General features: G+C 60.3%; 27 protein-coding genes. 9 read left to right on the top strand and 18 right to left on the bottom strand.

What is annotated here, in order from left to right; all coding sequences use genetic code 11:
* Positions 1–40: 40 nt before the first annotated feature.
* From cueR to NYR50_RS02880, 4 genes are read right to left on the bottom strand one after another with little or no spacing between them, the layout of a single operon-like run.
* On the bottom strand, positions 41–463 hold the full coding sequence (gene cueR, locus NYR50_RS02895) for a Cu(I)-responsive transcriptional regulator (protein WP_006311241.1): 423 nt from the start codon (positions 461–463) through the stop codon (positions 41–43).
* Positions 460–3,045 (bottom strand): heavy metal translocating P-type ATPase, encoded by a 2,586-nt coding sequence (locus tag NYR50_RS02890; RefSeq protein WP_418136720.1) that lies wholly within the window; start codon positions 3,043–3,045, stop codon positions 460–462. The genes cueR and NYR50_RS02890 overlap by 4 nt, the downstream gene beginning before the upstream one ends.
* A gap of 49 nt (positions 3,046–3,094) precedes the next feature.
* Positions 3,095–3,511, bottom strand: a complete 417-nt coding sequence (locus NYR50_RS02885) for a YkvA family protein (RefSeq protein ID WP_418136719.1) — start codon at positions 3,509–3,511, stop codon at positions 3,095–3,097.
* A gap of 33 nt (positions 3,512–3,544) precedes the next feature.
* A complete protein-coding gene (locus tag NYR50_RS02880; RefSeq protein ID WP_418136718.1) occupies positions 3,545–4,153 on the bottom strand; it encodes a class I SAM-dependent DNA methyltransferase in 609 nt (202 codons plus the stop codon).
* A 107-nt stretch (positions 4,154–4,260) separates the two neighbouring features.
* Between NYR50_RS02880 and NYR50_RS02875 the strand changes: the two genes are divergently transcribed.
* Complete coding sequence (locus NYR50_RS02875; protein ID WP_418136717.1) at positions 4,261–4,536, top strand: type II toxin-antitoxin system RelB/DinJ family antitoxin; 276 nt, start codon at positions 4,261–4,263, stop codon at positions 4,534–4,536.
* Positions 4,533–4,868, top strand: a complete 336-nt coding sequence (locus NYR50_RS02870) for a type II toxin-antitoxin system YafQ family toxin (RefSeq protein ID WP_418136716.1) — start codon at positions 4,533–4,535, stop codon at positions 4,866–4,868. Before NYR50_RS02875 ends, NYR50_RS02870 begins: the two co-directional genes overlap by 4 nt.
* Before the next feature lie 27 nt (positions 4,869–4,895).
* Here NYR50_RS02870 and blaOXA read toward each other — a convergent pair whose 3' ends face one another.
* Positions 4,896–5,720, bottom strand: a complete 825-nt coding sequence (blaOXA, locus tag NYR50_RS02865) for a class D beta-lactamase (protein WP_174007942.1) — start codon at positions 5,718–5,720, stop codon at positions 4,896–4,898.
* 111 nt (positions 5,721–5,831) lie between these two features.
* Entirely contained in the window at positions 5,832–6,311 is a 480-nt protein-coding gene (locus NYR50_RS02860; protein ID WP_174007940.1) for a YcgN family cysteine cluster protein, read from the bottom strand.
* A 255-nt stretch (positions 6,312–6,566) separates the two neighbouring features.
* On the opposite strand from NYR50_RS02860, the gene NYR50_RS02855 reads away from it, so the two are divergent.
* The gene (locus tag NYR50_RS02855; RefSeq protein WP_418136715.1) at positions 6,567–8,756 is read left to right on the top strand and encodes a transglycosylase domain-containing protein; all 2,190 of its coding nucleotides are present in this window, start codon (positions 6,567–6,569) and stop codon (positions 8,754–8,756) included.
* A gap of 261 nt (positions 8,757–9,017) precedes the next feature.
* Here the strand turns inward: NYR50_RS02855 and NYR50_RS02850 are convergent, their stop codons facing one another.
* On the bottom strand, positions 9,018–9,917 hold the full coding sequence (locus tag NYR50_RS02850; protein ID WP_418136714.1) for a LysR family transcriptional regulator ArgP: 900 nt from the start codon (positions 9,915–9,917) through the stop codon (positions 9,018–9,020).
* 165 nt (positions 9,918–10,082) lie between these two features.
* On the opposite strand from NYR50_RS02850, the gene NYR50_RS02845 reads away from it, so the two are divergent.
* The 3 genes from NYR50_RS02845 (at position 10,083) to NYR50_RS02835 (ending at position 11,943) form a co-directional block, all read left to right on the top strand.
* Complete coding sequence (locus NYR50_RS02845) at positions 10,083–10,691, top strand: LysE/ArgO family amino acid transporter (protein ID WP_418136713.1); 609 nt, start codon at positions 10,083–10,085, stop codon at positions 10,689–10,691.
* Positions 10,692–10,814: 123 nt separating this feature from the next.
* Positions 10,815–11,402, top strand: a complete 588-nt coding sequence (locus NYR50_RS02840) for a DUF1214 domain-containing protein (protein ID WP_010971257.1) — start codon at positions 10,815–10,817, stop codon at positions 11,400–11,402.
* Positions 11,395–11,943 carry a DUF1254 domain-containing protein gene (locus NYR50_RS02835; RefSeq protein ID WP_418136712.1) on the top strand — a complete coding sequence of 183 codons (549 nt, stop codon included), beginning with the start codon at positions 11,395–11,397 and terminating at the stop codon, positions 11,941–11,943. Before NYR50_RS02840 ends, NYR50_RS02835 begins: the two co-directional genes overlap by 8 nt.
* Before the next feature lie 20 nt (positions 11,944–11,963).
* On the opposite strand, the gene NYR50_RS02830 is transcribed toward NYR50_RS02835, so the two are convergent.
* A complete protein-coding gene (locus NYR50_RS02830) occupies positions 11,964–12,152 on the bottom strand; it encodes a hypothetical protein (protein ID WP_035214766.1) in 189 nt (62 codons plus the stop codon).
* 561 nt (positions 12,153–12,713) lie between these two features.
* Between NYR50_RS02830 and NYR50_RS02825 the strand changes: the two genes are divergently transcribed.
* Positions 12,714–13,649, top strand: coding sequence for a DUF2336 domain-containing protein (locus NYR50_RS02825; RefSeq protein ID WP_418137238.1), 936 nt, complete (start codon positions 12,714–12,716; stop codon positions 13,647–13,649).
* A gap of 55 nt (positions 13,650–13,704) precedes the next feature.
* Here the strand turns inward: NYR50_RS02825 and NYR50_RS02820 are convergent, their stop codons facing one another.
* From NYR50_RS02820 to NYR50_RS02810, 3 genes are all read right to left on the bottom strand, one after another.
* Entirely contained in the window at positions 13,705–14,061 is a 357-nt protein-coding gene (locus tag NYR50_RS02820; RefSeq protein ID WP_418136711.1) for a DUF1491 family protein, read from the bottom strand.
* Between the two features lie 232 nt (positions 14,062–14,293).
* Positions 14,294–15,211: a peptidoglycan-binding protein gene (locus tag NYR50_RS02815; RefSeq protein WP_418136710.1), complete on the bottom strand. Its 918-nt coding sequence runs from the start codon at positions 15,209–15,211 to the stop codon at positions 14,294–14,296.
* Positions 15,183–16,715, bottom strand: coding sequence for a sensor histidine kinase (locus NYR50_RS02810; RefSeq protein ID WP_418136709.1), 1,533 nt, complete (start codon positions 16,713–16,715; stop codon positions 15,183–15,185). The genes NYR50_RS02815 and NYR50_RS02810 overlap by 29 nt, the downstream gene beginning before the upstream one ends.
* Before the next feature lie 487 nt (positions 16,716–17,202).
* Here NYR50_RS02810 and NYR50_RS02805 point away from each other — a divergent pair, with 487 nt between their 5' ends.
* Both NYR50_RS02805 and NYR50_RS02800 read left to right on the top strand, forming a co-directional pair.
* Positions 17,203–17,628: a DUF5330 domain-containing protein gene (locus NYR50_RS02805; RefSeq protein WP_418136708.1), complete on the top strand. Its 426-nt coding sequence runs from the start codon at positions 17,203–17,205 to the stop codon at positions 17,626–17,628.
* Between the two features lie 193 nt (positions 17,629–17,821).
* A complete protein-coding gene (locus tag NYR50_RS02800; RefSeq protein WP_418136707.1) occupies positions 17,822–18,238 on the top strand; it encodes a SufE family protein in 417 nt (138 codons plus the stop codon).
* A gap of 21 nt (positions 18,239–18,259) precedes the next feature.
* Here NYR50_RS02800 and NYR50_RS02795 read toward each other — a convergent pair whose 3' ends face one another.
* The 7 genes from NYR50_RS02795 to NYR50_RS02765 form a co-directional block, all read right to left on the bottom strand.
* A complete protein-coding gene (locus NYR50_RS02795; RefSeq protein WP_418136706.1) occupies positions 18,260–19,096 on the bottom strand; it encodes a DUF6456 domain-containing protein in 837 nt (278 codons plus the stop codon).
* Positions 19,089–19,511 carry a helix-turn-helix domain-containing protein gene (locus NYR50_RS02790; RefSeq protein WP_418136705.1) on the bottom strand — a complete coding sequence of 141 codons (423 nt, stop codon included), beginning with the start codon at positions 19,509–19,511 and terminating at the stop codon, positions 19,089–19,091. The genes NYR50_RS02795 and NYR50_RS02790 overlap by 8 nt, the downstream gene beginning before the upstream one ends.
* A 300-nt stretch (positions 19,512–19,811) precedes the next feature.
* Positions 19,812–20,240, bottom strand: a complete 429-nt coding sequence (gene ros, locus NYR50_RS02785; protein ID WP_003509257.1) for a MucR family transcriptional regulator Ros — start codon at positions 20,238–20,240, stop codon at positions 19,812–19,814.
* A gap of 433 nt (positions 20,241–20,673) precedes the next feature.
* Positions 20,674–21,006, bottom strand: coding sequence for a monovalent cation/H(+) antiporter subunit G (gene mnhG, locus NYR50_RS02780; protein ID WP_418136704.1), 333 nt, complete (start codon positions 21,004–21,006; stop codon positions 20,674–20,676).
* A complete protein-coding gene (locus NYR50_RS02775; RefSeq protein ID WP_418136703.1) occupies positions 21,003–21,389 on the bottom strand; it encodes a cation:proton antiporter in 387 nt (128 codons plus the stop codon). The genes mnhG and NYR50_RS02775 overlap by 4 nt, the downstream gene beginning before the upstream one ends.
* The gene (locus NYR50_RS02770) at positions 21,386–21,865 is read right to left on the bottom strand and encodes a Na+/H+ antiporter subunit E (protein WP_418136702.1); all 480 of its coding nucleotides are present in this window, start codon (positions 21,863–21,865) and stop codon (positions 21,386–21,388) included. The genes NYR50_RS02775 and NYR50_RS02770 overlap by 4 nt, the downstream gene beginning before the upstream one ends.
* Positions 21,862–23,439 (bottom strand): Na+/H+ antiporter subunit D, encoded by a 1,578-nt coding sequence (locus NYR50_RS02765; RefSeq protein WP_418136701.1) that lies wholly within the window; start codon positions 23,437–23,439, stop codon positions 21,862–21,864. Before NYR50_RS02765 ends, NYR50_RS02770 begins: the two co-directional genes overlap by 4 nt.
* Positions 23,440–23,453: the final 14 nt, after the last annotated feature.

Below are 23,453 nucleotides of genomic sequence, written 5' to 3'. Positions count from 1 at the left end.
TTTGACCGGCACGCCTGTTTTTCGCGCCGGCTATTGCAATTCAGTGGGTTCTTGCCGGCTTGCCGTCTGTCTTGTCGGCGCCCGCGAGATCGTCGAGAATGGGGCAATCGGGTCGGTGGTCGCCGCCGCAACAATGGGCGAGATGGGAGAGCGTCTTCACCATGCTCTTCATCTCGGCGATCTTCTGCTCGAGATCGGCGATATGGACGAGCGCGATTTCCTTCACGGCCGAACTCTCGCGGCTCTTGTCCTGCCAGAGTTTCAGCAGCGTCTCGGTTTCTTCCAGCGAGAAACCGAGTGTACGCGCCCGCTTGATGAAGCGCAGATTGTGCACGTCCTGCTCGCCGTAGACCCGGTAATTATTGCCGGTGCGGGCGGCGGGGGTGATGAGGCCGATCTGCTCGTAATAACGGATCATCTTGGCGGAAACGCCCGATGCTTCCGATGCCTGACCGATATTCACGACGTCACCTCCCTGTGCGCAACCTTCGCCCGTTTCAACCGCAGCGCATTGGCAAGAACGAAGACGCTGGACAGCGCCATCGCGCCCGCTCCGATCATCGGCGACAGCGTGATGCCGAAGGCCGGATAAAGCACGCCCGCCGCAACCGGTATCAGCGCCACGTTATAACCGAAAGCCCAGAACAGGTTTTCCTTGATGTTGCGCATGGTCGCCCGACTCATCTCGATGGCATTGACCGCCCCCAGAAGATCACCGCCGACCAGCACCACATCGGCGCTTTCGATGGCGACATCCGTGCCGGTGCCAACGGCGATGCCGATATCGGCCTCGGCGAGCGCCGGTGCATCATTGATGCCGTCGCCGACGAAGGCCAGCACCTTGCCGCCGGCGCGCATTTCGTGGATCGCCTTCACCTTGCCCTCGGGCAGCACTTCCGCCACCACGCGGGAAATGCCGACCTGCCGGGCTATCGCGTTTGCCGTGCGTTCATTGTCGCCCGTCACCATCGCCACTTCGATGCCCATTGCCTGCAACGCCTTGATGGCGGTGACGCTTGAGGGTTTCAACGGATCGGCGACGGCGATCGCAGCCGCCAGCCTGCCGTCGATGGCGGCATAAAGCGGTGTCTTGCCCTCGTCGCCCAGCCTTGCGGCGGCTTCAGCGAAGATATCGACGGAATGGCCGAGTTTCGCCATGTAGCGATCCGCGCCGACTTCGACCTTGCGACCATTGACGGTTGCTGCGATGCCATAACCCGTGACGCTTTCGAAGTTCTCGACAGTGGTAGGCGCGAGTCCTGCAGGAGTCGCCACATTCTTTTCTTCCGCAGCCCGGACGATGGCTTCGGCTATCGGGTGTTCCGAGCGGCCCTCAACAGCGGCGACCAGCGCCAGAACCTCGTTATCGGCAAATCCTTCCGCAACCACCAGATCGGTCAGTTCCGGACGGCCCTTGGTCACCGTGCCGGTCTTGTCGACCACGACGATCTGCGCCGAGCGCAGTTCCTGCAGGGCCTGTCCCTTACGGAACAGCACGCCCAGTTCCGCCGCCCTTCCGGTGCCGACCATGATGGATGTCGGCGTGGCGAGGCCCATGGCGCAGGGGCAAGCGATGATGAGCACCGCGACCGCATTGACCAGTGCGAATGTGTAGGCAGGCTCAGGACCGAAGATCGCCCAGACGATGAAGGTCAGCACCGCGATTGCGATGACGACGGGCACGAACAGCGCGGTAACACGGTCGACCAGCAGCTGGATCGGCAGTTTGGAGCCTTGCGCCTCCTCCACCATGCGGATGATCTGCGACAGCATTGTATCGGCGCCGACCTTGGTCGCCCTGAACTTGAAAGCGCCGGTCTTGTTGATGGTGCCGCCAACAACCGCTGCGCCGACCGTCTTTTCCACCGGCACGGGTTCGCCAGAGATCATGGATTCATCGACATAGGACGAGCCTTCGACGACTTCGCCATCCACCGCCAGCCTTTCACCGGGACGGATGACGACGATATCGCCGGCCACCAGATCATCAGGGGAAATATCGATAGTCGCACCGTTGCGCTCCACCCGGGCGGTCTTCGCCTGCAGGCTCATCAGCTTGCGGATGGCGTCTCCCGTGCGGCCGCTGGCACGCGCTTCGAGAAGCCGTCCGATCAGGATCAGCGTCACGATGACGGTTGCCGCTTCATAATAGACGAACTGGGCTTCCGCCGGCAGCAGATCGGGCGCGAAGGTCGCCACGACGGAGTAGAGATAGGCCGCCGTGACGCCTAGCGCCACCAGCGAGTTCATTTCCGGCGCGCCGCGCAGGAGTGCCGGAAAACCGGTCTTGAGGAAGCGCAGGCCCGGCCCGAAAATCACCGCCGTCGCCAGCACGAAATAGATGTAATAGAGGTTCTGCGTCTCGATGATGCCCATCAGCCAGTGATGCATCGGCTCATAAATATGGCCGCCCATTTCCAGCACGAAAAGCGGCGCGGTCAGGATCGCGGCAATCGTCAGGTCGCGTTTCAGCGCGCCCTCCTCACCGGCATGTTGCATATGGTCATGGCCACCGCTTTCGCCGGCCGTCGCCATCTGGCTGTGGCCCTGATGATGCCCATGGTGCTGGCTGTGGTCTTGATGGGCGGAATGTCCGTGCGGTTTGGGTGTCTTCAACGCAAAGCCGGCAAGCTTCGCCGTTTCCACCAGCGCATCCCGCTCCCGTCGGCCGCCGATGGTTTCCACCGCGACCTTACCGGCAGCAGCGTCGACCTTCACGTCGACGGTGGTCGCGACGGCGTCCAGAACGGCCTTCAACCGCCCGGCATCCGCATCGCTACGCAGACCTTCGACGGCAAATTCATGCCGGTCCGGTGCGATATCGTAACCGACCTTCTTGATGGCCGCGCCGAGCGTCCTGGCCGAAAAACCGTCTGCCGGCTCGACGGTAAGCTTCTTCGTGGCGAAGTTCACGGAGCTCGAAGCGACACCCGGCACCTTGGCCGCGGCGGTTTCAACACGCCGCACGCAGGAGGCGCAGGTCATGCCTTCCACGGGCACGGAAACCAGTTGATTTTGATGGGCGTGTCTGACTGTCTCGTTCATGGGATATCCCCTTTCGAGACATTATGTAGGGCTTCCCATGATGGGAAGGTCAAGGGAAGAAGAAAAATTTTGCCATCAACAAAATCGTGAGCGCAGCCGACAGCCACAGGACGATGAATATGGCCGCAGCCACACGGCTGACGGGGCGCGATTGCGCGGCGGCGGCGGCCAGCCGATGTTCCGCCAGGAGTGGCGGTGGCAGGAGGCGCACCGCCAGCAGGATACCGAGCGGGACGATCACGAGGTCATCGACATATCCGATAACGGGAATGAAATCCGGGATGAGATCGATCGGTGACAGCGCATAGGCGGCCACCAGCAGCGCTACCACCTTGGCCAGAAACGGCGTGCACGGATCGCGTGCTGCAAGATAGAGGGCGTGAACATCCCGCTTGATGGATTTCGCCCATCGCTTGAGCTTTTCGAGTATGGGGAAATCCCTGAAACATCCGGCCTGTGGATCCAATGCGCGATCCGCCAGGGCTATGCAAGCAGCCTCTCACGCCGCCACGCGTCTGGCCAGATAAACCGTCGCCCCGCCGCATTGCGGGTCATTGACAATATGATCGAGAAGCCGGAACCCATCGGCGGCGAGCAGGCTCTCATAGTCCTCGCGCGCAAGGCTGGCGTGATAAAGCGGCCTGCCCTGAAACGTGCCGATTGCTTCACCGCAGCCTGGCCCGGCGGTGAACATCAGGGCCGCACCATCATTGGCATGCTGGCGGAAGATGGCGAACATTCCGCGCTGGTCCTCGGGGCTCAGATGGAAAAAACTGTGCCAGGCGATCAGGCCGTCGAAGCGGCGGCCAAGGGCCAGTTCGCGCATATCTGCGACGGTCCAGAGATTTTCCGGAAACCGGCTGCGGCAGAGTTCGATCAGCGGCAGGGACGCATCAATGCCGGTGACGTCAAAACCTTGGGCAATGAAATAACCGGCGATCGGTTCGCCGGAGCCGCAGCCGATATCAAGAATGGAACCGCCGTCAGGCAAGAGCGAGGTGAACCTGTCCAGCCAGGTTTTTTCGGCAAGGGAGCGGCCACGCGCCTTGTCGAAATCAGCGCCGTGATCCGTATAGAGTTTGATGACTTCGCGGGAGGCGTCCGACATATGCTGATGTCCTTTCCGATTTCAGCAACCCACCGTCAATTGTGCAGCGGTCATTGAAAATGATGCTCATTTGAGCTACATATCGAACTATCAAAAGGAGGTCTATCATGACCGCAAATGCTTATGTAAGAGCGCGCATCGATCAGGCACTCAAGGATGACGCGACGGCCGTGCTGGACAGTCTGGGACTGACTGTTTCAGATGTCATGCGAATGATGCTGACGCGCATTGCCCGAGAAAAAGCTCTGCCGATAGAACTGACACAACCAAACGCTGAAACCCTTGCCGCGATTGAAGAAGCACGCGCCATCGCGGCCGCCGGGCGCAGTCGTTTCGGCACGTCGGAAGCATTGTTTGAGGCGCTGGACGCTGGCAAACGGTGACGAATAAGAAAGATCACGGAAAAGACGCGGCATTGAAGCGAGCCACCCTCCCGCGCAGGTCGGATTTCACCAAGCACTTTATCAAAGACTGGCAACGGCTGAACAATTCCGGGCGTTACGACATGGTGAGACTGAAGGAAATCATGCTCCTTCTTATCGCCAACGACGCGCCGTTACCCAAGCAGTTTCGTGACCATGAGCTGACCGGAGAATGGCGCGATCACCGGGAATGCCATTTCGGCGGGGATTTTCTGTTGATCTACACAGTCGATGAGAAGCAGAACCTTCTCATCTTCACCCGCGCGGGAACGCATGCCGAGCTTTTCAGGTAAATGTGCAATCTGAAAGACACGATCTTGCTACCGATGCACGGCCAGCCGAGGAATATCGCGCAGAAACGCATCGCGCACCGCCGGCCCGAGCGGCTCGTTCGATGGTTTGTCGGAGACCCGCAGCCTTGCGAAGACAATGTGCTGGCCCTCGCGCTCGGCCCAGCCGACGAACCAGCCGAAGGGACGATTGCGGTCGGGATTGCCCTTTTCGTCACGCATATAGCCGGTACCGGTCTTGCCGTGTACGGCCCAGCTTTCCGGCGCATCGAAGACGGGGACGATGGCTCGCGTCTTGGCCTGCGCATCGCGGGAGAAAGGCAGATTGCCGCCGAGAAGACGGCGAAGGAAACCCACCTGCTCCACCGGCGAAATCGTAAGTGACGCGCCAAGCCAGGAATGGGTGAGGCCGTTATTCTTGCCCGGTTCGCCGGACACATCGGCATTGCCGTAACCGAGGCGCTTCACATAGGCGGCGAATTTTTCCGGGCCGAGCCGACGGGTGATTTCGCGCGAATACCACAGCACCGAATCCTGCTCCCAGATCGTCGGATCGACCGTCTTCCTGTCGGAAGCGCGGGCCTCGGTGCCGGGTTTCCAGTCCCAGGCGGGCGTCTTGCCGTCCTGAAGAATACCGGCATCGAAACCGATCAGCGCCAGCGGCACCTTGAAGGTGGAGGCCGGGGCCACGCGCTGGTCGCAGGCGCCCTGCTGGTTGATGATGGCGCCCGTCTCGATTGATGTGACCAATGTGCATTCAAAGGCCTGCGGTTGCTGCTGGGCAAAAGCGGAAAGCGGCAGAAGGCCCGGAAGGGCAAGGCACGAAAGAACGATGGCGGGCAGCCGGTAGCGCATGCGTTTTGATGTCCCTCGTCCGCTTTTGCGGATCATTTGCCGGAATGGCCGGAGCGGTTTAGGTAACGGATGGGGCAGGAATAGGACCAAAACGAAAATTGATCTTTTCCGTCAGGTCCGCTGCTTTTGGCCCGCCTTCTCACCCACTGTCAGGGGCCAGTCCACCACATAATCCTCGAAGTCGTCAACATCCACATGGGCCTCGCTGACGGTGCGCCCACGCGCCGAAATGCCGGCCTCATGCACCGTCTCGGTATCGCCGGAGACGAGATAATGCCACCAGTAGAGATCCCTGCCATCACGCACCAGCGCATAGGCGCAGGTGGGCGGCAGCCAGCCGATCTCATGCACCTTCTTCAGGTCGAGCTGGATACAGTCCGGCACGGTGGCGCGGCGGTTTTCATAGTCGGAGCATCGACAGCTCTCACCATCAAGCAGCACACAGCGAACCGAGGTAAACACCACTTCGCCGGAGTCCCAGTCTTCCAGCTTGTTGAGACAGCACAGGCCGCAGCCGTCGCACAGGCTTTCCCATTCCTCGCCGGTCATCTCGGTGAGTGATTTGGTTTTCCAGAACGGCGCGTCATTCATCGTTAACATTTCCGTTTCATTTTGATCTCTTGGACGGGAGTGTTTAACCGGCCCCTAATCATTTATATCGTATCGCCAAGGGCTGGTTTGTACGATATTTTATGACGATTGGCGGACGGCAGAGGGTCATTGGCCCGCAAGAAGCCGCCGCGTCAAGCAATTCCGACACAAGCATGCCATGGTTTTGCGTCGGGAATGGGTTGAAACGCAGAAATACCGACGGCCTCGTTGCCTCGAACAGGAAAACATCGCCAGGTGCAGGAAGAAAAAGACGATAATAAAGGCCGCAGGAAGCGGCATATCCTGCTCCGGATCGATAGCTTCATCGATAGCGGCCTGTGGACAGCTGCGGCACGGCTGGTGGATTTCTGGGAAGACGTCACCATCGCCTCGCGCAAATTACATGTGCGCGGCTGGAAGAAGCTTGTCGTCAACCTCACCTGTGATGCGCTGACCTTCGGAACCGCTGGTGCCGTCGTGCTTCTGGCGCTGGCGATGCCCGCTTTCGAAGAAACCAAGAAGGACTGGCGGTATCGCGGCGACTTCGCTGTCACCTTCCTCGACCGTTACGGCAATACCATCGGCCATCGCGGCATCATCCATGAAGACAGCGTGCCGATCGACCAGATGCCTGACCATTTCATCAAGGCGGTGCTGGCGACCGAAGACCGGCGTTTCTTCGAGCATTTCGGCATCGACTTCATCGGCCTTGCCCGCGCCATGAGCGAAAATGCCCGCGCCGGCGGCGTGGTGCAGGGCGGCTCGACGCTGACGCAGCAGCTCGCCAAGAACCTGTTTCTCACCAATGAGCGCTCGCTGGAGCGCAAGATCAAGGAAGCCTTCCTCGCGCTCTGGCTTGAGAGCAACATGTCGAAGAAGGAAATCCTCAGCCTTTATCTCGACCGCGCCTATATGGGCGGCGGCACCTTCGGGGCGGCGGCAGCCTCGCAGTTTTATTTCGGCAAGAACCTGACCGACGTGACGCTTTCGGAATCCGCCATTCTGGCCGGCCTGTTCAAGGCGCCGGCCAAATATGCGCCGCATGTCAACCTGCCGGCGGCCCGCGCCCGCGCCAATACCGTGCTTTCCAATTTGGTTCAGAGCGGGCTTATGACCGAGGGCCAGGTGATCGGCGCACGGCGCAACCCGGCCACCGTCATTGACCGCGCCGATGTGAAGGCCCCGGATTACTTCCTCGACTGGGCCTTCGACGAGGTGCAGCGGCTGGCCGCGGAAGGCAAGTTTAGGGATCATACCGTCGTTGTGCGCACCACCATCGATACCGGCCTGCAGCAGGCGGCCGAACAGGCGATGGAAATGGAACTGCGCGAATATGGCGAGGGTTACCGCGTCAAACAGGGCGCGATGGTGATGATCGAGAACGGCGGCGGCGTGCGCGCCATGGTCGGCGGGCGCGACTATGGCGAAAGCCAGTTCAACCGCGCCACGGCGGCGCTGCGCCAGCCGGGCTCTTCCTTCAAGGTCTACACCTACTCGGCCGCCATGGAAAAGGGCATGAAGCCGGACACGCTGATATCAGATGCGCCGGTGACCTGGCGCGGCTGGTCGCCGCAGAATTACGGCCGTTCCTATGCCGGCAAGGTGACGCTGCAGGTAGCGCTCGCCAAATCCTACAATACCGTGCCTGTTCGGCTCGCCAAGGACGTGCTCGGCACGCAGGTGATCGTCGATACCGCCAAGGCCATGGGCGTGGCGACACCTTTGCGCAGCGACAAGACCATTCCGCTCGGCACCTCGGAAGTCACCGTTCTCGATCAGGCCACCGCCTATGCCGTGTTCCCGGCCGATGGTATGCAGTCGCGCCGCCACGGCATCGAGCAGGTGCTGGATTACGAGGGCAAGGTTCTCTACGATTTCAGCCATGACGAGCCGCCCGCCAAACGGGTGCTTTCCGAAGAAGCCAATTCCAAGATGAACCAGATGCTGGTGACCATTCCGGTCATGGGCACGGCCCGGCGCGGCGCACTGGATAACGGCATCGTCTCCGGCGGCAAGACCGGCACCTCGCAGGCCTATCGCGACGCCTGGTATGTGGGCTTTACCGGCAACTATACGACCGCCGTCTGGTTCGGCAATGACGAGTTCACGCCGATGAACAACATGACTGGCGGCGCGCTGCCCGCCATGACCTACAAGCGGCTGATGGATTATGCCCATCAGGGCATGGAGCTGCGCCCCATCCCCGGCATCCAGAACCCGCTGCCGACGGGCGCCCGCCCGCAACCTTCGGCAGAAGTCGCATCCGCATCCGCCGGCACGCCCGCGATGCCGGCGCTCACACGTCCGCGCTCGCTTTCGGCAGAGGCGACGCGGGTAATCCGCTCGATCGGCCGGAAGATGAAGGAAGCCACGGCGTTGAGTGTGACGACGCAGAAGGTGGCGGATGCTTCTTCGCATGAGAGCATCGACGCCACGCGGCGGTGATAACACATCGCGTTGAGAGGTTACCGGCAGTGGGTGAGGTTTACCCCCCTCTGCCCTGCCGGGCATCTCCCCCTCAAGGGGGGAGATCGATATGCGGCGAGGTCTCGCATATCTCAACCTTTGTGACTGAAGTGGCGGTAACGCCGCTTGCCGATCTCCCCCTTGAGGGGGAGATGTCCGGCAGGACAGAGGGGGGTGAGCCACTCGCTCTACAGCTCCCGTCTATCCAAATCGCAAAACCGCAACCCGGCGCAAAACGCCTCACTGCAACAACACTGCCCTCGCCGTTTCCACCATATACGATGTCAGCACGCCGAGGCGGTCGCCGGCAAGCCGGTTAACCTGCCAATAAAGCGGAATATCAAGCGGCGTGCCGGGCATAAGCTCCACCAGCCGCCCCGCCTTCAGGTGTTGCCCGACGAGCTGTACCGGATTGAGCCCCCACCCCATGCCGGCAAGGCTCGCTTTCACGAAACCATCAGTCGAAGGCAGCCAGTGGGTGGGATAGGAGACATCCTCCCCCAGCGCCGTCCTGATCCAGCTCGCCTGCAGCCTGTCCTTCTGGTTGAAGGTCAATCCCGGCGCGCGGGCAAGGGCTGCGGGGGTGACGCCTTCGGGAAAATGGCGGGCCATGAAATCCGGGCTGGCGGTGGCATGATAACGCAGCACGCCGAGCGGCGTTACCCGGCAGCCCTGCACCGGTTTGTCGTGGGCGGTGACGGCGGCGAGCACCCTGCCGCCGCGCAGCCATTCCACCGTGTGATCCTGATCGTCGACGGCGATATTGACGAGATAATCGCTGCCGCCAGTGAATTTCGATACCGCATCCAGAAACCAGGTGCCAAGGCTGTCGGCATTGGTGGCGATATTGAGCGTCACCCGCTCCTGCGCATCGCCTGCCTCCGCGAGCGCCGGAAGCTGGCGGAACAATTCACTTTCCAGCATGCCGACATGATCCATGTGCCGGCAGAGCCATTCGCCCTTTTCCGTGGCCACGCAAGGGTTGCCGCGCACGATCAGCACCACGCCCAGCCGCTCCTCCAGCTGCTTGATGCGCTGGGAAACGGCTGATGGCGTGACACACAGCACCTGCGCCGCCTTTTCGAAACTGCCGGTCCGGGCAACGAGCGCTACGGCGCGCATGGAAGGATAGTCGAGCATTATGGCACCGGATATCGAGGTTGGTTTCGAGAGAGCGACATTAGGAAAGCTTATCTGGAATGAATTTGTTTAACTGGATTAAACCATCTGAAAGAAATATCCAAGCGCTCAGCCGAGGCGACGCCCTTGGCATGTCATAGGGACAGGGCAGAGGCTTCGACGCGCATGGACATCCAGATCTTCTTCACCGGTCTCACCATGGGCCTCAGCCTCATCGTTGCCATCGGCGCGCAGAATGCCTTTGTGCTGAAACAGGGGCTGGCGCGTTCGCATGTGTTTGCCGTCTGCGCCACCTGCGCGATATCAGATGCGCTGCTGATTACGGTCGGCGTGTTCGGTTTTCAGCGGATCAGCGCGATTATGCCGGCGCTCGATCCGATCATGCGTTATGCGGGGGCGGCTTTCCTCCTCTGGTATGGCGCCAAAAGCCTGTATTCGGCGCTGCGTTCATCCGAGGTGCTGTCTGTGGCCGAGCGGCGGGAGGCGAGCCTGTGGCAGACGCTCGCCATCTGCCTGGCGCTCACCTTCCTCAATCCGCATGTCTATCTCGATACCGTCGTGCTGCTCGGCACGATTTCCACGCAGTTTCCCGGTTTCGAAAAGACCTTTGCGGCCGGCGCGGCAACCGGCTCGCTGCTGTTCTTCTTTTCGCTGGGTTACGGCGCGCGCTGGCTGCGGCCGATCTTCGAAAAACCGTCCGCCTGGCGCATTCTCGAAGGTGTCATCGCCATCACCATGTGGGCCATCGCGTTCAAGCTGGTCATGGGTGCATAGGGGAGTGCATAAGGGCAGGAATTTCGCGCTAGCGTCACTTTCAAGAGGACTAAACAGGCCACGCCATTTTCCAAACGGGGAATCAGTGATAGTCCTCGACCTGTTCAAAAACGGGAAAATAGCGTGTTCCGAGTTCCATTTCTTGTCGGCATCGCCCTTCTGATCGCCTTTGGCGGCGGTATTGCCGCGACGATGGCAGCGCTTGAAGCGACATCCGGTTTCGGCTCGATCCGCATCGGCTCCTGGGATGCCTTTCCCGAGGCGCAGACGATCGAGGCCGACCCTTACGCGAAATCGCACCGCGCCGACGCCGGCAAGCTGCTTTACGGCACGGCCGAGGGACTGTCCTTCACCGCCGCCGTCGATAGCGACGGCCAGCGCCTGAGCGGTGAATGCCGCTACCGTCTGGCCGGCGCCGTGCCACCGGCGCGGTTCTGGACGCTCTATACGGCCGACCAGCAGGGTAATGTGCTGGCCGAAGATGCGGGGCGACCCTTCGCGCTCAACTCCCGCACGCTGCTGCGCAGCGCCGATGGCGGCATCGATATCACCATCGCACCCGATGCCCAGACCTATAATTGGCTGGCGGTGCCGCAGGGCCAGACCTTCAAACTCGTCATGACGCTGCTGGATACGCCGGTTGCCGGCAGTTCCGGCCTGATCGACATTTCCATGCCGCAGATCCGCAAGCTGGGGTGTGGCAATGCTTAGGGTCCTGCTCGCCATCGTCACCGGCCTCGTTGCCGCCGCCGTGCTGCATGTCATCGTCATTCTGGCGATACCGCATTTCAGCAATCGCGACGCCTATACGCGCGCGCTGGCGGAAGGAAAACCGCATGTGTTTCATCTGCTCGAGGAGACGGCGGAGAAAAAGACCCTCGGAAGCGGCGATCCCTTTATGCGGGTGGCCGTCTGCACCTTCAATATCGAGGAACAGCCGGTCAGGCTCACCGCCATCGGCGCCGTGCCCTTCTGGTCGGTCGCGGTTTACGACAAGGCCTCGAACGAGGTGTTCAGCATGAACGACCGCACCTCCGCCGGCGGCGAGATGGATATTCTGGTGGCCGATGCGGTGCAGATCGCCGCCATCCGCAAGGCACAGCCGCCCGCGCTCTCGCAGGCCATTCTGGCGGAATCGGATCAGACGGAAGGGTATGTGGTGTTGCGAACCATGGTGCCGCAGCCGAGTTTCGGCGAAGAAGCGGAGCGGTTCCTGAACGAGGCGAAATGCCAGCCGACGCCGTGGAAATAACGTCGGTTCATTGTCGATAATCAGGACTTGAGGGCGGTTTCCGCTGCGGATTTGCCCTTGTGCGCGACTTTTCCGGTCGGTTCGGTATCGCGTTTCTCATAACGAACGCCGGTAAACAGCACGACCTTCGCCGGGCCGATAACGTGTGCAACCACGCCAGCGGGGCGCAGGCTTCGTCGGGCGTCGCCAATTGCAATAATCTCTGCCATGCTCATCTCCTCTTCGGGACATGATTGTCAATGTTGCCCATGGGAACCGCGCAAGCCTCGTCCTGCGTCGGGAATGTCATCACCATCACATTGCGCATAGGCCAGTCCACAGACTGGTTTTCGCACGATCCAAAAATCCAAAGTGATTCTTATAAGGGGATCGTGCGCAGATTCAGGCTTCACATGCCATTTTTGTATTTATTTCGTAGATCAGAATAACATGGAATCCTAATACTGCCCATGGAATTACAAACAGACAGAGGTTAATGATCCGTTAACCCTAATTGCCGGACCCTCATTTCTTTCTCTGCGAGCCGGACCCGTTGAAAACTAAGGCGATGCAGCAAAGTTCCATCGGATTTCCGGCGTCATCAAGGTTTTAAAATTTCCTTGTTGAAAGAGGCAGATTCCCTCTTGCCACCCCCCATAGTTAACAGGACGTCAACGCATTTGCTCTAATTTGAGCCGATATTGTGTTTGCGTTTGTTGGGTAGTGCGTTGACCGACCGGTTTCGAGAACTTGAGAGGCCAAGAGCCATTAGGAAGAAAGATGTGGTGCTTATGGCCACGGTGACGAATTTCGAGTCTGTGTCCCATCCGTCAAAAACGGACCTTCGGCAATTCGCCGAACTTTTCATGCCGCTTTTCAACGCCTCCACCGAAGAAGCCAAGCGCGAAGCGATCGCCGCGCTCTCGCAGCATCCGAGCGTGCCTTCGGCTGTCGCCTTCTTCATTGCCTGCCAGCCGATTTCGCTTTCGGCACCCTTCCTCATCTCCTCCAAATGCCTTGACGATGACACGCTGATCACCATTGCCCGCACGCAAGGGGCGGCCCATGCGCGCACCATCGTGCGGCGCGAAGACCTCTCCCCCACCGTCATCGATGCGCTTGTCGGGCTTCGCCATGCGGAAGATCTGAAACGGCCGGACGATCACGCTGACGTCGCCGAACCGCAGGCGGTAGCAAGTCCTGAAGAGCCGAAAGCGGAAGAAAAGATCGACAACATCGCCGCCGCTTCCGCATTCGAAGAAGAAATGCGCCAGCGCATCAAGCAGATGGCGCATCACCTCAACCGCCCGGAAAACGATATTCTCGGCCTTCGCCGCCTGAGCGAGGTGCAGGAAGCGCTGCTCGTGCGTTTCGCGCGCGAGCGCAACGCCCGGCAATTTGCGGTGGCGCTGGCGGATTCTCTCTCCTCCAGCTACTGGCTGTCGGAGCGCATCATGCTCGATATATCAGGCGTGCAGCTGGCGACGACGCTGACCGGCCTCGGAATGGAATTTTCCGAAGCGGCCTTCGTGCTGCAATGCTTCTATCCGCATCTTTCCGCCGCCGCCGGCGACATGAGCCGTGCCGAAGCCCTGCTCGACGGCCTCGACATCGTGCAATGCGAAGAGCGGCTGGAAAGCTGGCGTCGGGCCGACAGTTATACGCATGGCCGCGAACGGGAGAGCCGCAGCGCACCGGCCACGCAGAGAACCGGGACGCAGGGTTAGGCAGGCAGGTCCACGCCTTCACCCGTTCAAACGGCAGGCCTTTGGCCGGGTAGTTCTAGGCCTGCGGCTGGTCCACCAGCGTCAGCAACGTTCCGATTTCATCGGTCTCGATCTCCACGACCCACAGGTCGCTGTCGAACCGCCTTTCCCGTTCCAGCAGGGCGGCAATCTCCTCGCCCTCCACGCCGGCCAGACGCGTTTCGAAACGGCGCTCGGCGCGCATGATGTTCTCGTCATCGGCGAAGCTCTGCGGGGCGGGTCCATAGAGGTTCTCGCGGCCGTCGCGCAGCCGCTGGCGGATGAAGATCGCCCCCGCCGCCTCCGCGCCTTTCTTTTCGACAGCGGCAAATCCACCGGCGGCAAAAACGCGGCGGATGAGGGCTGAGACGAACATTTCGGATTTGAGGCGCATGGGGTTGCTTTCGATTTTACGCTGCCGAAGGTGCGTGTGGCTTACCCCCCTCTGCCCTGCCGGGCATCTCCCCCTCAAGGGGGGAGATCGGCAGGAGGCACTACCACCACTTCATTCGCAAACGTTAAGATGGGCGAGACTTATCCGCATATCGATCTCCCCCCTTGAGGGGGAGATGCCCGGCAGGGCAGAGGGGGGTAAAGCCACACACGCCCCACGCTGCCGTCAAAATCTAAAGCGCCCCGATCGACTTCAGCTTCTTCAGCACAGCCTCACTCGGCTCACCCGTTTCCGGCAGGCGATAGTGTTTTTCAAACGCGCGGATAGCATTGCGGGTCTGCTGGCCAGCCACACCGTCCACTTTCACATCGGCATAAGCGATGTTGATCAGCCCCTGCTGGATCCTGGAGATCAGGTCGCGGCTTACCGGCTTGGCGGCATTGGCCGAAGTGTTGAGGGAGGCCGGCTCGGCTTTCGGGCGCGGTGCCTCCGCCTTGCGGATGGCAGCTGCCACGGGATCGATCTCGACGCCGCCGCTGGTGTTGGTGTCGGAAGGCCGGTCTTTCGGGATCGCGGCAACGGTCGCGCCGTCGATCTTCAGCGCCGCGAGCACCCGGGTCGTCGGCTCGCCGGTCTGTTCCATGCCGAGGGTTTCCTCGAAGAACATGATGGCGGCGGCGGTCTTCGGCCCCATGCGGCCATCCGCCTCGCCTTCATAAAGTCCGCGCTTCTTCAGCTCAGCCTGAATATCGGCGACGATCTGCTGCGGCTTCTGGGTATCGGCGGCGGGAAGTGCCGCAGTTTCAGCGGCGGCCGGAGGCTGCACCGTCTCGTTTTCCGCCGGCCGCTCTATACGGAAGGTGGTGACGTTGCCGTGGGTGCCGAGCGGTTCGGTGGGACGATAACCGGCAATGCCGTTCGGGTTTTCCGCATCGCGCGTGCGCAGGAAGGGGGTCGGGTGGACGCCGGGCTGATACCAGAGCGCATTGGCGGCGACAAAACCGAAGACGACCGCAAAGGCACCGCAGCCGCCGACCAGTTTCGGATGGCGCAGGATTTCGCGCCCGATGGCCGAAACCACCAAGGAAACAAACCCGGCGCCAATCTGGGCCGTTGTTTTCTTAGGCGATTTTCGCTTTCGCGGGGCCATCGTCACCATCCTTCTTCATTTTCGCAGCCATGTCGCCGAGTTGGCGGATGCGTGGCGGGAATTCCACCATGCATTCGGTTTCAGCGTTTTCACCGCCACCTACCATGCCGGAACCGTCGGCAGGCAAGGTGATCGTTACGACCGTTCCCTCGGCGGGCTTGCTGGTGATGACGAAAGTGCCGCCATGCAGTGCCACAAGCCCCTTGACCAGGGACAATCCCAGACCCGTGCCCTCATAGCGACGGGTATATTCATTCTGAACCTGCATGAAAGGCTGGCCCAGCAATTCGATCTTGTCGGACGCGATGCCGATGCCGGTATCGCTCACCGTCAACTTCAGCATCCCACCTTCACGCGCGGCATCGATCGACACCACACCACCCGTATCGGTGAATTTGATGGCATTGCCCGCGAGATTGATGAGGACCTGCCGGATGGCACGCTGATCGGCCGAGATTTCGCCGATACCGCGCTGGATGCGGCTGGTCAATGTCAGGCCTTTTTCCTTCGCCTGCAGGCCGAGCATGGCTTCGCAGGACGCTATGGTCTCCGAAATCGGGAAGCTTTCCATCAGCAATTCGTAACGACCGGCTTCGAGCTTGCTCATATCCAGCATGGTGTTGACGACGGACAGGAGATGCGCGCCGGACTGGCGGATCAGGCCGACATATTCCCGCTGGCGATCATTCTCCAGCCGGCCGAAATATTCGCCGGCCAAAATATCGGAAAAACCGAGAACGGCGTTGAGCGGCGTGCGCAGCTCATGGCTGACGGCTGCAAGGAAACGCGACTTGGCGTCATTGGCCGATTCCGCCTCCGCCGCCTTGCGGGCAACGTCCCGGCGCAGGCGCTCCATCTCAGTGACGTCGGAAAGCTGGGCGACGATGCGGCGCAGACGGCCGGTCGCGCCGCGGATTGCAGTCATCTCGATACGGACGTGCATGAATTGCGTCTGGCGCGATTTTGCACCCGTTTCGAACCGAAGCTCGGCCGTCGCCTTGTCCTCGCCCTGCCGCAGCAGGTCGAAAGCCTGCATCAGTTCGATGCGATCGGACACATAGACATATTCGGCAAAGATCTCGCCCTTGCTGGCCTTGAGATCAGCGGGGAAACTGTCGCGGTCGCGGCCGGAGACGCGCTCGACGAGACCGTTTTCATTGAGGGTGAGAACGAGGCCGGGCACCTGCGCGGCCGCGATCATATCCTCATCACCGGAAGGCGCCGAAGGCGAGGAGAAGCCGCGTGCGGGACGCGAAAAGGCAATCAGCAGCGCGGCGGCGGCGAGATAAAGCGCCAGCACCACGGCCGCGCCGATGGGCAGCGCGATGGCGGGGCTGAAAACAAGGCTGAACAAGGCTGGTACAATAAAAAGGCCGACGGCGCTGAAGGCGATCAGCCGGCGCAGGCGTGCAATGGTTCCGGCGCGCCTTTCGGCGTCCTCTTCCATGCGCGCAAGCCATCTGCCCGCGGCATGGTCGACCAGTGCGACCGCTTTTTCTCTCATATTACGCAATACCAAACCCGAATCTTAAAGGCGGTTCCAACGGCCTCGACAATAGAAGGCGGCGGCTTAAGGAATGGATAAAAAGAATGGCGCCAAAGGTCTGTCAAATGCGCCGCAGTCCCAATACGGGGCATTTATTCCAAGCTTTGCCAATCATGGTTAATGACGGGTAAGCGACGGATTTCGCTTCATTTTCGCCATCGTGTTAACCTTTGTGGCAAGGCTTGCCGCCGCTTTGCCCGGGAACGCGTGGGCTCTGTCGCAATTATGCTTAACATGGACTGTTAAAATGCGAATGAATTGATGGCGGGCGTGCCGATACGAGGAGAATAGATACAATTTGAATTAAATTGCGCCGCTTTTTGCAATCGGCTGTTCGCCGGTCGCCTGTAGCTTCATCACAAGCCCGAAAAACGGGACAAAGGCCGATGATCCGAAACCGGGCGGGGCTTTAGAAAACAAAGATCATCTGGCAGGGTGTCTGACAATGTGGTTTCTGATCAAAGGAACATTCTGGTTTTCGCTGGTGCTCGTGGCGCTGTCCTATATCGGCAGCAGCAACGATCCGGCCAAGGAACCTTCGGCATTTGATCTTCCCAGCGCCGTTTCGGCCGCAGGGGAAGCCTATCGTTATGTCAGCGCCATCTGCATCGAAAAACCCGATGTCTGCGTCAAGGGCGCCGAAACCTTCCATGCTCTCGGAGAGCGGGCAAAGGAAGGCGCAAAGGTTGCCTATGAACTGCTGGACAAGCAGCTTGCCTCCGGTGAAAAGCCCGCTGATGTTGCCGACATTGCCGCAGATGCCGAAAAACTGGCGGCAGCACCCGTTGTCAGCGTCGAATTTCCCGGGAAGCCCGACATGCTGAAGACCGGCACCGTCATTCCCCTGCCGCAGAAGCGCCCTGCTCCCTAAGATTTCGGCACTGATCCTGCCGACCGCCGCGCCATTTACTTGCAGACGGAGATATCCGTCCGCCCACTGCCTGCCTGACTTGCCCACGGAAACCTGTTTTCCGTGGGCTTTTTCATGGCCCATGGTTCAAAACCCCGCACACTTCCCCTATATGCTGGGAAAGACATTGAATAACGGATGATACGGCGTGCCCATGGCCTCTCTCGAAACGATCCTCGACGACTTCGCTTTCCTCGACGACTGGGAGGATCGCTATCGTTATGTGATCGAACTCGGCAAGGCCCTTCCCGAGTTGCCGGAAGAGAAGCGCACGCCCGAGAACAAAGTGCAGGGCTGCGCCAGCCAGGTCTGGCTCGTCAGCCACAGCGATGGCGCGGAAGACCCGCTCATGGCCTTTGAAGGCGATTCGGATGCACATATCGTGCGCGGCCTCGTCGCCATCGTGCTCACCGTTTACTCCGGCAGAAAAGCATCCGAAATTGCCGATCTGGATGCCATCGAGGTGTTCAGCAAGATTGGGTTGGTGGAGCACCTCTCCGCACAGCGCGCCAACGGCCTGCGCTCGATGATCAAGCGCATCCGCGACGAAGCCCGGCTGCTGGCGGCCTGAGCCCTCATACCCTTGCCATCCCTATGTGAGAGAAGGGCGGTAATCCGCGTCGCCCCAATGGCGTTCCTTGGGGCGGTCCTTACCCCGCGCAGGCGGAACAGGCGGCGCGTAGTGGCGGGCGAGCGAGAGCAGCGCTGCCCTGAGCAATAATTTTGCCGAGCGTGCCGGCCATAGTCTTTCCCGCTCCACCGTCTCCAGCCCCTTTTCGAAGCAGCAGATATCGATGGCGACGCCCGAAAGTTCCGGACCCACCGCATCCGCCGCGCGGGAAAACCGCGTCCTTGCGGCCATTGCAGCTTCGGTCAGATCAAGGGTGCCTCCCGCCTCCCCCTTGCTGCGGCTGGCAATGCGCGGTTCCCATGTCGCCGTGACCCTGGGATTGAGATGGCCGCGATGAAAATCGGCAGCAAGGCGCTCGCCCGCCGCCAGCGCGTCTTCAGGGAAAAATGCGCTGCCATCCCGCTCCTTCAATCGTGAAAGGCTGGTGAGCGGCGCGGTGTTGAGGTTGCGCCGGGCCCGCTGCTTCGTTTTATCGATCTCAACCACCACGGTCTGTATATCCCGGTGCTGCTCCTGAAACACCTCGTCCCGGTCCTTTGCCATGGCCCGTTTCAGATAGGAGGCAAGCGGCGGTGCGGCGGAAAGGCTGTTCTGCCGCCACTCGGCGAGACCAGAGGAAACGGCAAGTCGCACCGTCTCGGTCGGAAACCGCTGAACCGCCTGCCCCGGGCGCTTGCGGCGCAGGACGATCTCGTTCCCCTCCTCGGTGATGTCAGCCGCGCCGGATGCGATGCAACGCAGAAGCCGCAGCAGGACGCGATGAGCCGAAGCGGTCGGGGCGTTTTTCAATTCACTCATCCCTTCCCCCTTTCATCACGCTGAAAATACCGACGACCAGCCGCTCCAGCACGGCGACGAACTCATCGAATGCCGGCTCGTCACGCCGATCCTCGACCACCTGGCAGGCATGGCCCACCGTCGTCCTGTCCCGGCCAAAACAGGGGCCGATATCCGACATGGGGATGCCGAGCGCGACATGGCAGACATACATGGCGATCTGGCGGATGTGGCATTCGATGCGCCGGCGGTCGCGGCGCGCCGCAAAGCGATCACCCGTCAATTGCACCATCTCGCCGGTGAGCTGCCGCACCAGACGGCAAAGACGGACAACCTCCTCCCGTCCGGCAGCCGGCGGCCAGTGACGGAAAGGGCGATCGACGGCCTGCATGCGAGGCCGCGCGGCGGCAGACAGAAGCAATGTATCCGACGGCATATGCAACTCCTCTACGAATAGGAATTAATTCATACACCTGTTGACGGATGCGGGGAAGTGCGAATTTGCCCCCGCGAATATACCAATTGATTTCACATCATTTTTTGGATCGAGGCAGCGCCGGAGAAGGATTTTTTTCCTCTACCGAAATTCCGCGCGGCAATAAAAAAGCCGGTCGATGGACCGGCTGGACATTTTCATACGGAAAGAAACGGCCTCGAAGACAGGCCATCCGGGAACGGATGAGCCCTGCCGCCTTCTCCCCGGCGGGGAGAAGAACAGGCCGGAGCGTCGTTACAATCAGCGGCTGGCCTTGCGGCGCTGGCCGAGACCCATTTCCTTGGCGAGCCGCGAGCGGGCTTCGGCATAGGCGGGAGCAACCATCGGATAATCGACCGGCAGATCCCATTTTTCGCGATATTCTTCCGGCGTCATGCTGTGATGCGTCGTGAGATGCCGCTTCAGCGACTTGAACGAGCCGCCACATTCCAAACAGACGATGTGATCGTCCTGAACCGACTTGCGGACCGAGACGGCAGGCTTCTGCTTTTCAACATTGACCGCCACCGATGCCGGTGCCGATGTTCCGCTGAGCGCCGTGTGAACATCCGAAATAAGGCCGGGAAGCTCTGTGACCGGAACGACGTGGTTGCTAACATAGGCAGCCACAATATCCGCCGTCAGTTCGACCAGCAGATCCTGGGCGTTACCGTATGCAGTTTCCGTCATTTAAGTATCTCCTGTTTATTGATCCCCTGACGCAGGCGAACGCCGCGTCGAGCGATGTGAAGTTACCCGGTGCCCCACCTTCGCTTTGTTGAAACCAACGTGAAATCTACCCCTAGATTTCAAGCGAAAACCGGAAACGAATTAATCCGAGATTCAACTTACGGCCGGCGACATGGGCAGCAATGGTCCGATGGGCCATAGATTAGACATCAATAAAATGCCTATGCCGACTATGAAGAGGCTAGATGCAAATCGCGATGAGCAACTTTACACTTAATTTGGATAACAGCAAAACAGCAAAAGTCAAATTCCTAGTGTCAATTTTTCAGTTCAAAACAGTCTAATTCGAATACAAAAAATTACGGGTAATAAAATACTATGCCTAGTAGTAATTGAAAATGAATACCCCCAATTATTGGGGGGATTTTCAACTTCACATTTTCTTGAGGTCATCAACTACCGATTTATCGGCCAGCGGATAACCTGCCTTATGTGCCGCCATGGCAAGAAGATGTGCAGACACCGGTGCGGTGAGGATAAAGAACAGGAAACCAGCCAATGCACGCGCCAGTGTCGACAGCTCCATGGAATGGATGCCCACCGCCAGAAGCAACAGGCCCGACCCCACCGTTCCCGCCTTGGAAGCGGCATGCATGCGGGTATAGACGTCAGGCAGCCGATTGAGCCCGATTGCCGCAATCAAAGAGAAGAGGGCGCCGGAAACCGTCAGCGCCGCAACGAATATCGCCACGATCCAGCCCATCATCGCCTGCCCCTCTCCTTCTTGCCCCGCGCATCGTTTTCCATAGTTTTTTCAATTACTTCAGATGCCCTGTCCCCATCGAGAACCGTCGCTCTCCTGCGTCGATCCTCAGGACCACGCGACAGGACGAAACGGGCAAAGGCCACCGTCGCCAGAAAGCCGACCAGCCCGAGCGCAATGGCGATATCGATGTAAAGGGTAAAGCCGGTGCGGATGGCGATAACAGCGATAAAGCCGATGGCGATGCCGACCAGCATGTCGAGCGCAACGATGCGATCCGGCAGGGTCGGGCCAACGACGACACGATAGACTGTCAGCAAAAAGGCGACCGACAATATAACCGTTGCAAGTATAGTTGCGAATGAAACTGTGAGTTCCGGCGTCATATCTGAAACGCCTCCATGATCTTTCTTTCGAAGCCGTTTCGGATGTCGTTTTTCGTGGCTTCGATATCGCTGCAATCAATTGCGTGCACGTAGAGCGTCTTTCTATCCGCCGAAACATCAACAGAGAGCGTGCCCGGCGTGAGCGTGATGAGATTGGCAAGCAGCGTGATTTCGAAATCCGTCGTCACCGTCAGCGGGTAGGCGAAAATGCCGGGCTGTACGTCGAGCTTCGGCCGCGTCACCAACACCGCGACCTTCCAGGCCGACAGCGCCAATTCCCTGAAGAACAGCAGCACCAGCGACACCACACGCAAAAGCTTGAGCCAGTGGCTTCGCCCGCCAGGAAGCTGATGGCGGATCAGCCCGAGAGCCAGCGTCGAAACGATGAGGGCGAAGACGATATTCGCCAGCGTGAGGCTGCCCGTCACGGCGAGCCAGACGGCAATAAACACCAATTGCACGGTGTAGAGGCTCATGGCTTGCCCCCTTGCGGAAAGACCGACTGAATATAGGCCTGCGGATTAACAAGACCAGCCGCCGCCTGCTGGCTGAGATTGAGCAGGCTCTCCGGGAACAGGCCGAAAAACACCACCAGCAACGTCAGCCCCACCAGCGGTGCGACAGACGGGGCCGGCGGACGGGCGGCGGGCTGCAAGGCGGGCTGGCTGGTGGACGCCGTGGCCGGACGCCAGAAACACAGCAGGAAGACCCGCCCGAAGGCGATGGTGGCGATGAAACCGGAGAGGAGGATGGCGGCAGCGAGCCACCAGGCGCCGATGTCGATGGCCGACTTTACCAGAACCGCCTTCGGCCAGAAGCCGGAAAAAGGCGGCAGGCCGGAGCCGGCGAAAAACAGCGCAAGCGCCAGTGCCGAAAACCACGGGGCCTGCCGGTAAAGGCCGCCAAGCGACGTGAGGCTGAAACCGCCGCCGAGGCGGGCGGCATGGCCGGCAGCAAGATAAAGCGCCGTCATCAGCACCATGGAATGCAGGGCATAAAAGATGGCGCCCGATACGCCTGACGGCGTGCCGATGGCGATGCCGGCCATCATGTAGCCGATGCCCGAGATGACGATGTAACCGAGCATGCGGCGGATATCGTTCTGGGCGAGTGCGCCCATGGCGCCCAGCACCATGGTGAGTGCGGCGGAAATGGCGATGACGATGCTCAGTTCTTCCCGCTCGACCGGAAAGAGCATGACCATGACACGCAGCAGCGAATAGATGCCGACCTTGGTGAGCAACCCGCCGAACAGGGCGGAAACGACGATGCGCGGCGTATGATAGGAGGCGGGCAGCCAGAAATTCACCGGAAAGGCAGCCGCCTTCATGGCGAAGGCGAGCGCGAAGAGGCTGGCGAGCGTCATCAGCGGCGCGGTGCCACGCAGCTCCGTTGCCTTCAGCGCAATATCGGCCATGTTGAGCGTGCCGAAGATGGCGTAGAGATAACCGACCGTGATCAGGAACAGTGTCGTGCCGATGAGGTTCAGGATGGCGTATTTCAGCGCGCCGTCGATCTGCTCGCGCGTGGAACCGAGCACGATGAGGCCGAAGGACGAGATCAGCAGCACCTCGAACCAGACATAGAGGTTGAAGAGATCACCGGTCAGGAAAGCGCCGGTGACGCCCGCCATCAGCAACATCAGGAACGGATAAAAACCATAACGCCTGCCGCTGGCATCGATATCCGCTCCGGCATGGATGGCGCCGGCCAGCGCGACGATGGCGGCGGCGAGCGACAGGAGCGCTCCGGTGAGATCGGCGGTGAAGGCAATGCCGAAGGGCGGCAGCCAGTGACCCATGACCATGGTGAATGGGCCTTGCGTCGCAACCTTCCAGAGCAGTGCTGCATCGAGGATCACCAGCAAAGAAAGTGCGGCAATGGCGACAGCGGCATGGTGGCGGATGGCGTGGCGCATCATCATCAGCACGGCACCTGCGCCGATGCACAGCGCGATTGGCAGGATGATCAGCCAGTCGGCAAGCGGCACGGGCGCCATCACGAGCGCTGCGGAAAGATCGGTTACGGTTGATGTGGTGGAGGAAGCCATGTCGTCTCTGCCTC

The organism is Agrobacterium sp. El2ro-1b (assembly GCF_048298475.1).
In the GTDB taxonomy this organism is placed as follows: domain Bacteria; phylum Pseudomonadota; class Alphaproteobacteria; order Rhizobiales; family Rhizobiaceae; genus Agrobacterium; species Agrobacterium fabrum.
This window is presented reverse-complemented; position numbering and strand designations above follow the sequence as displayed.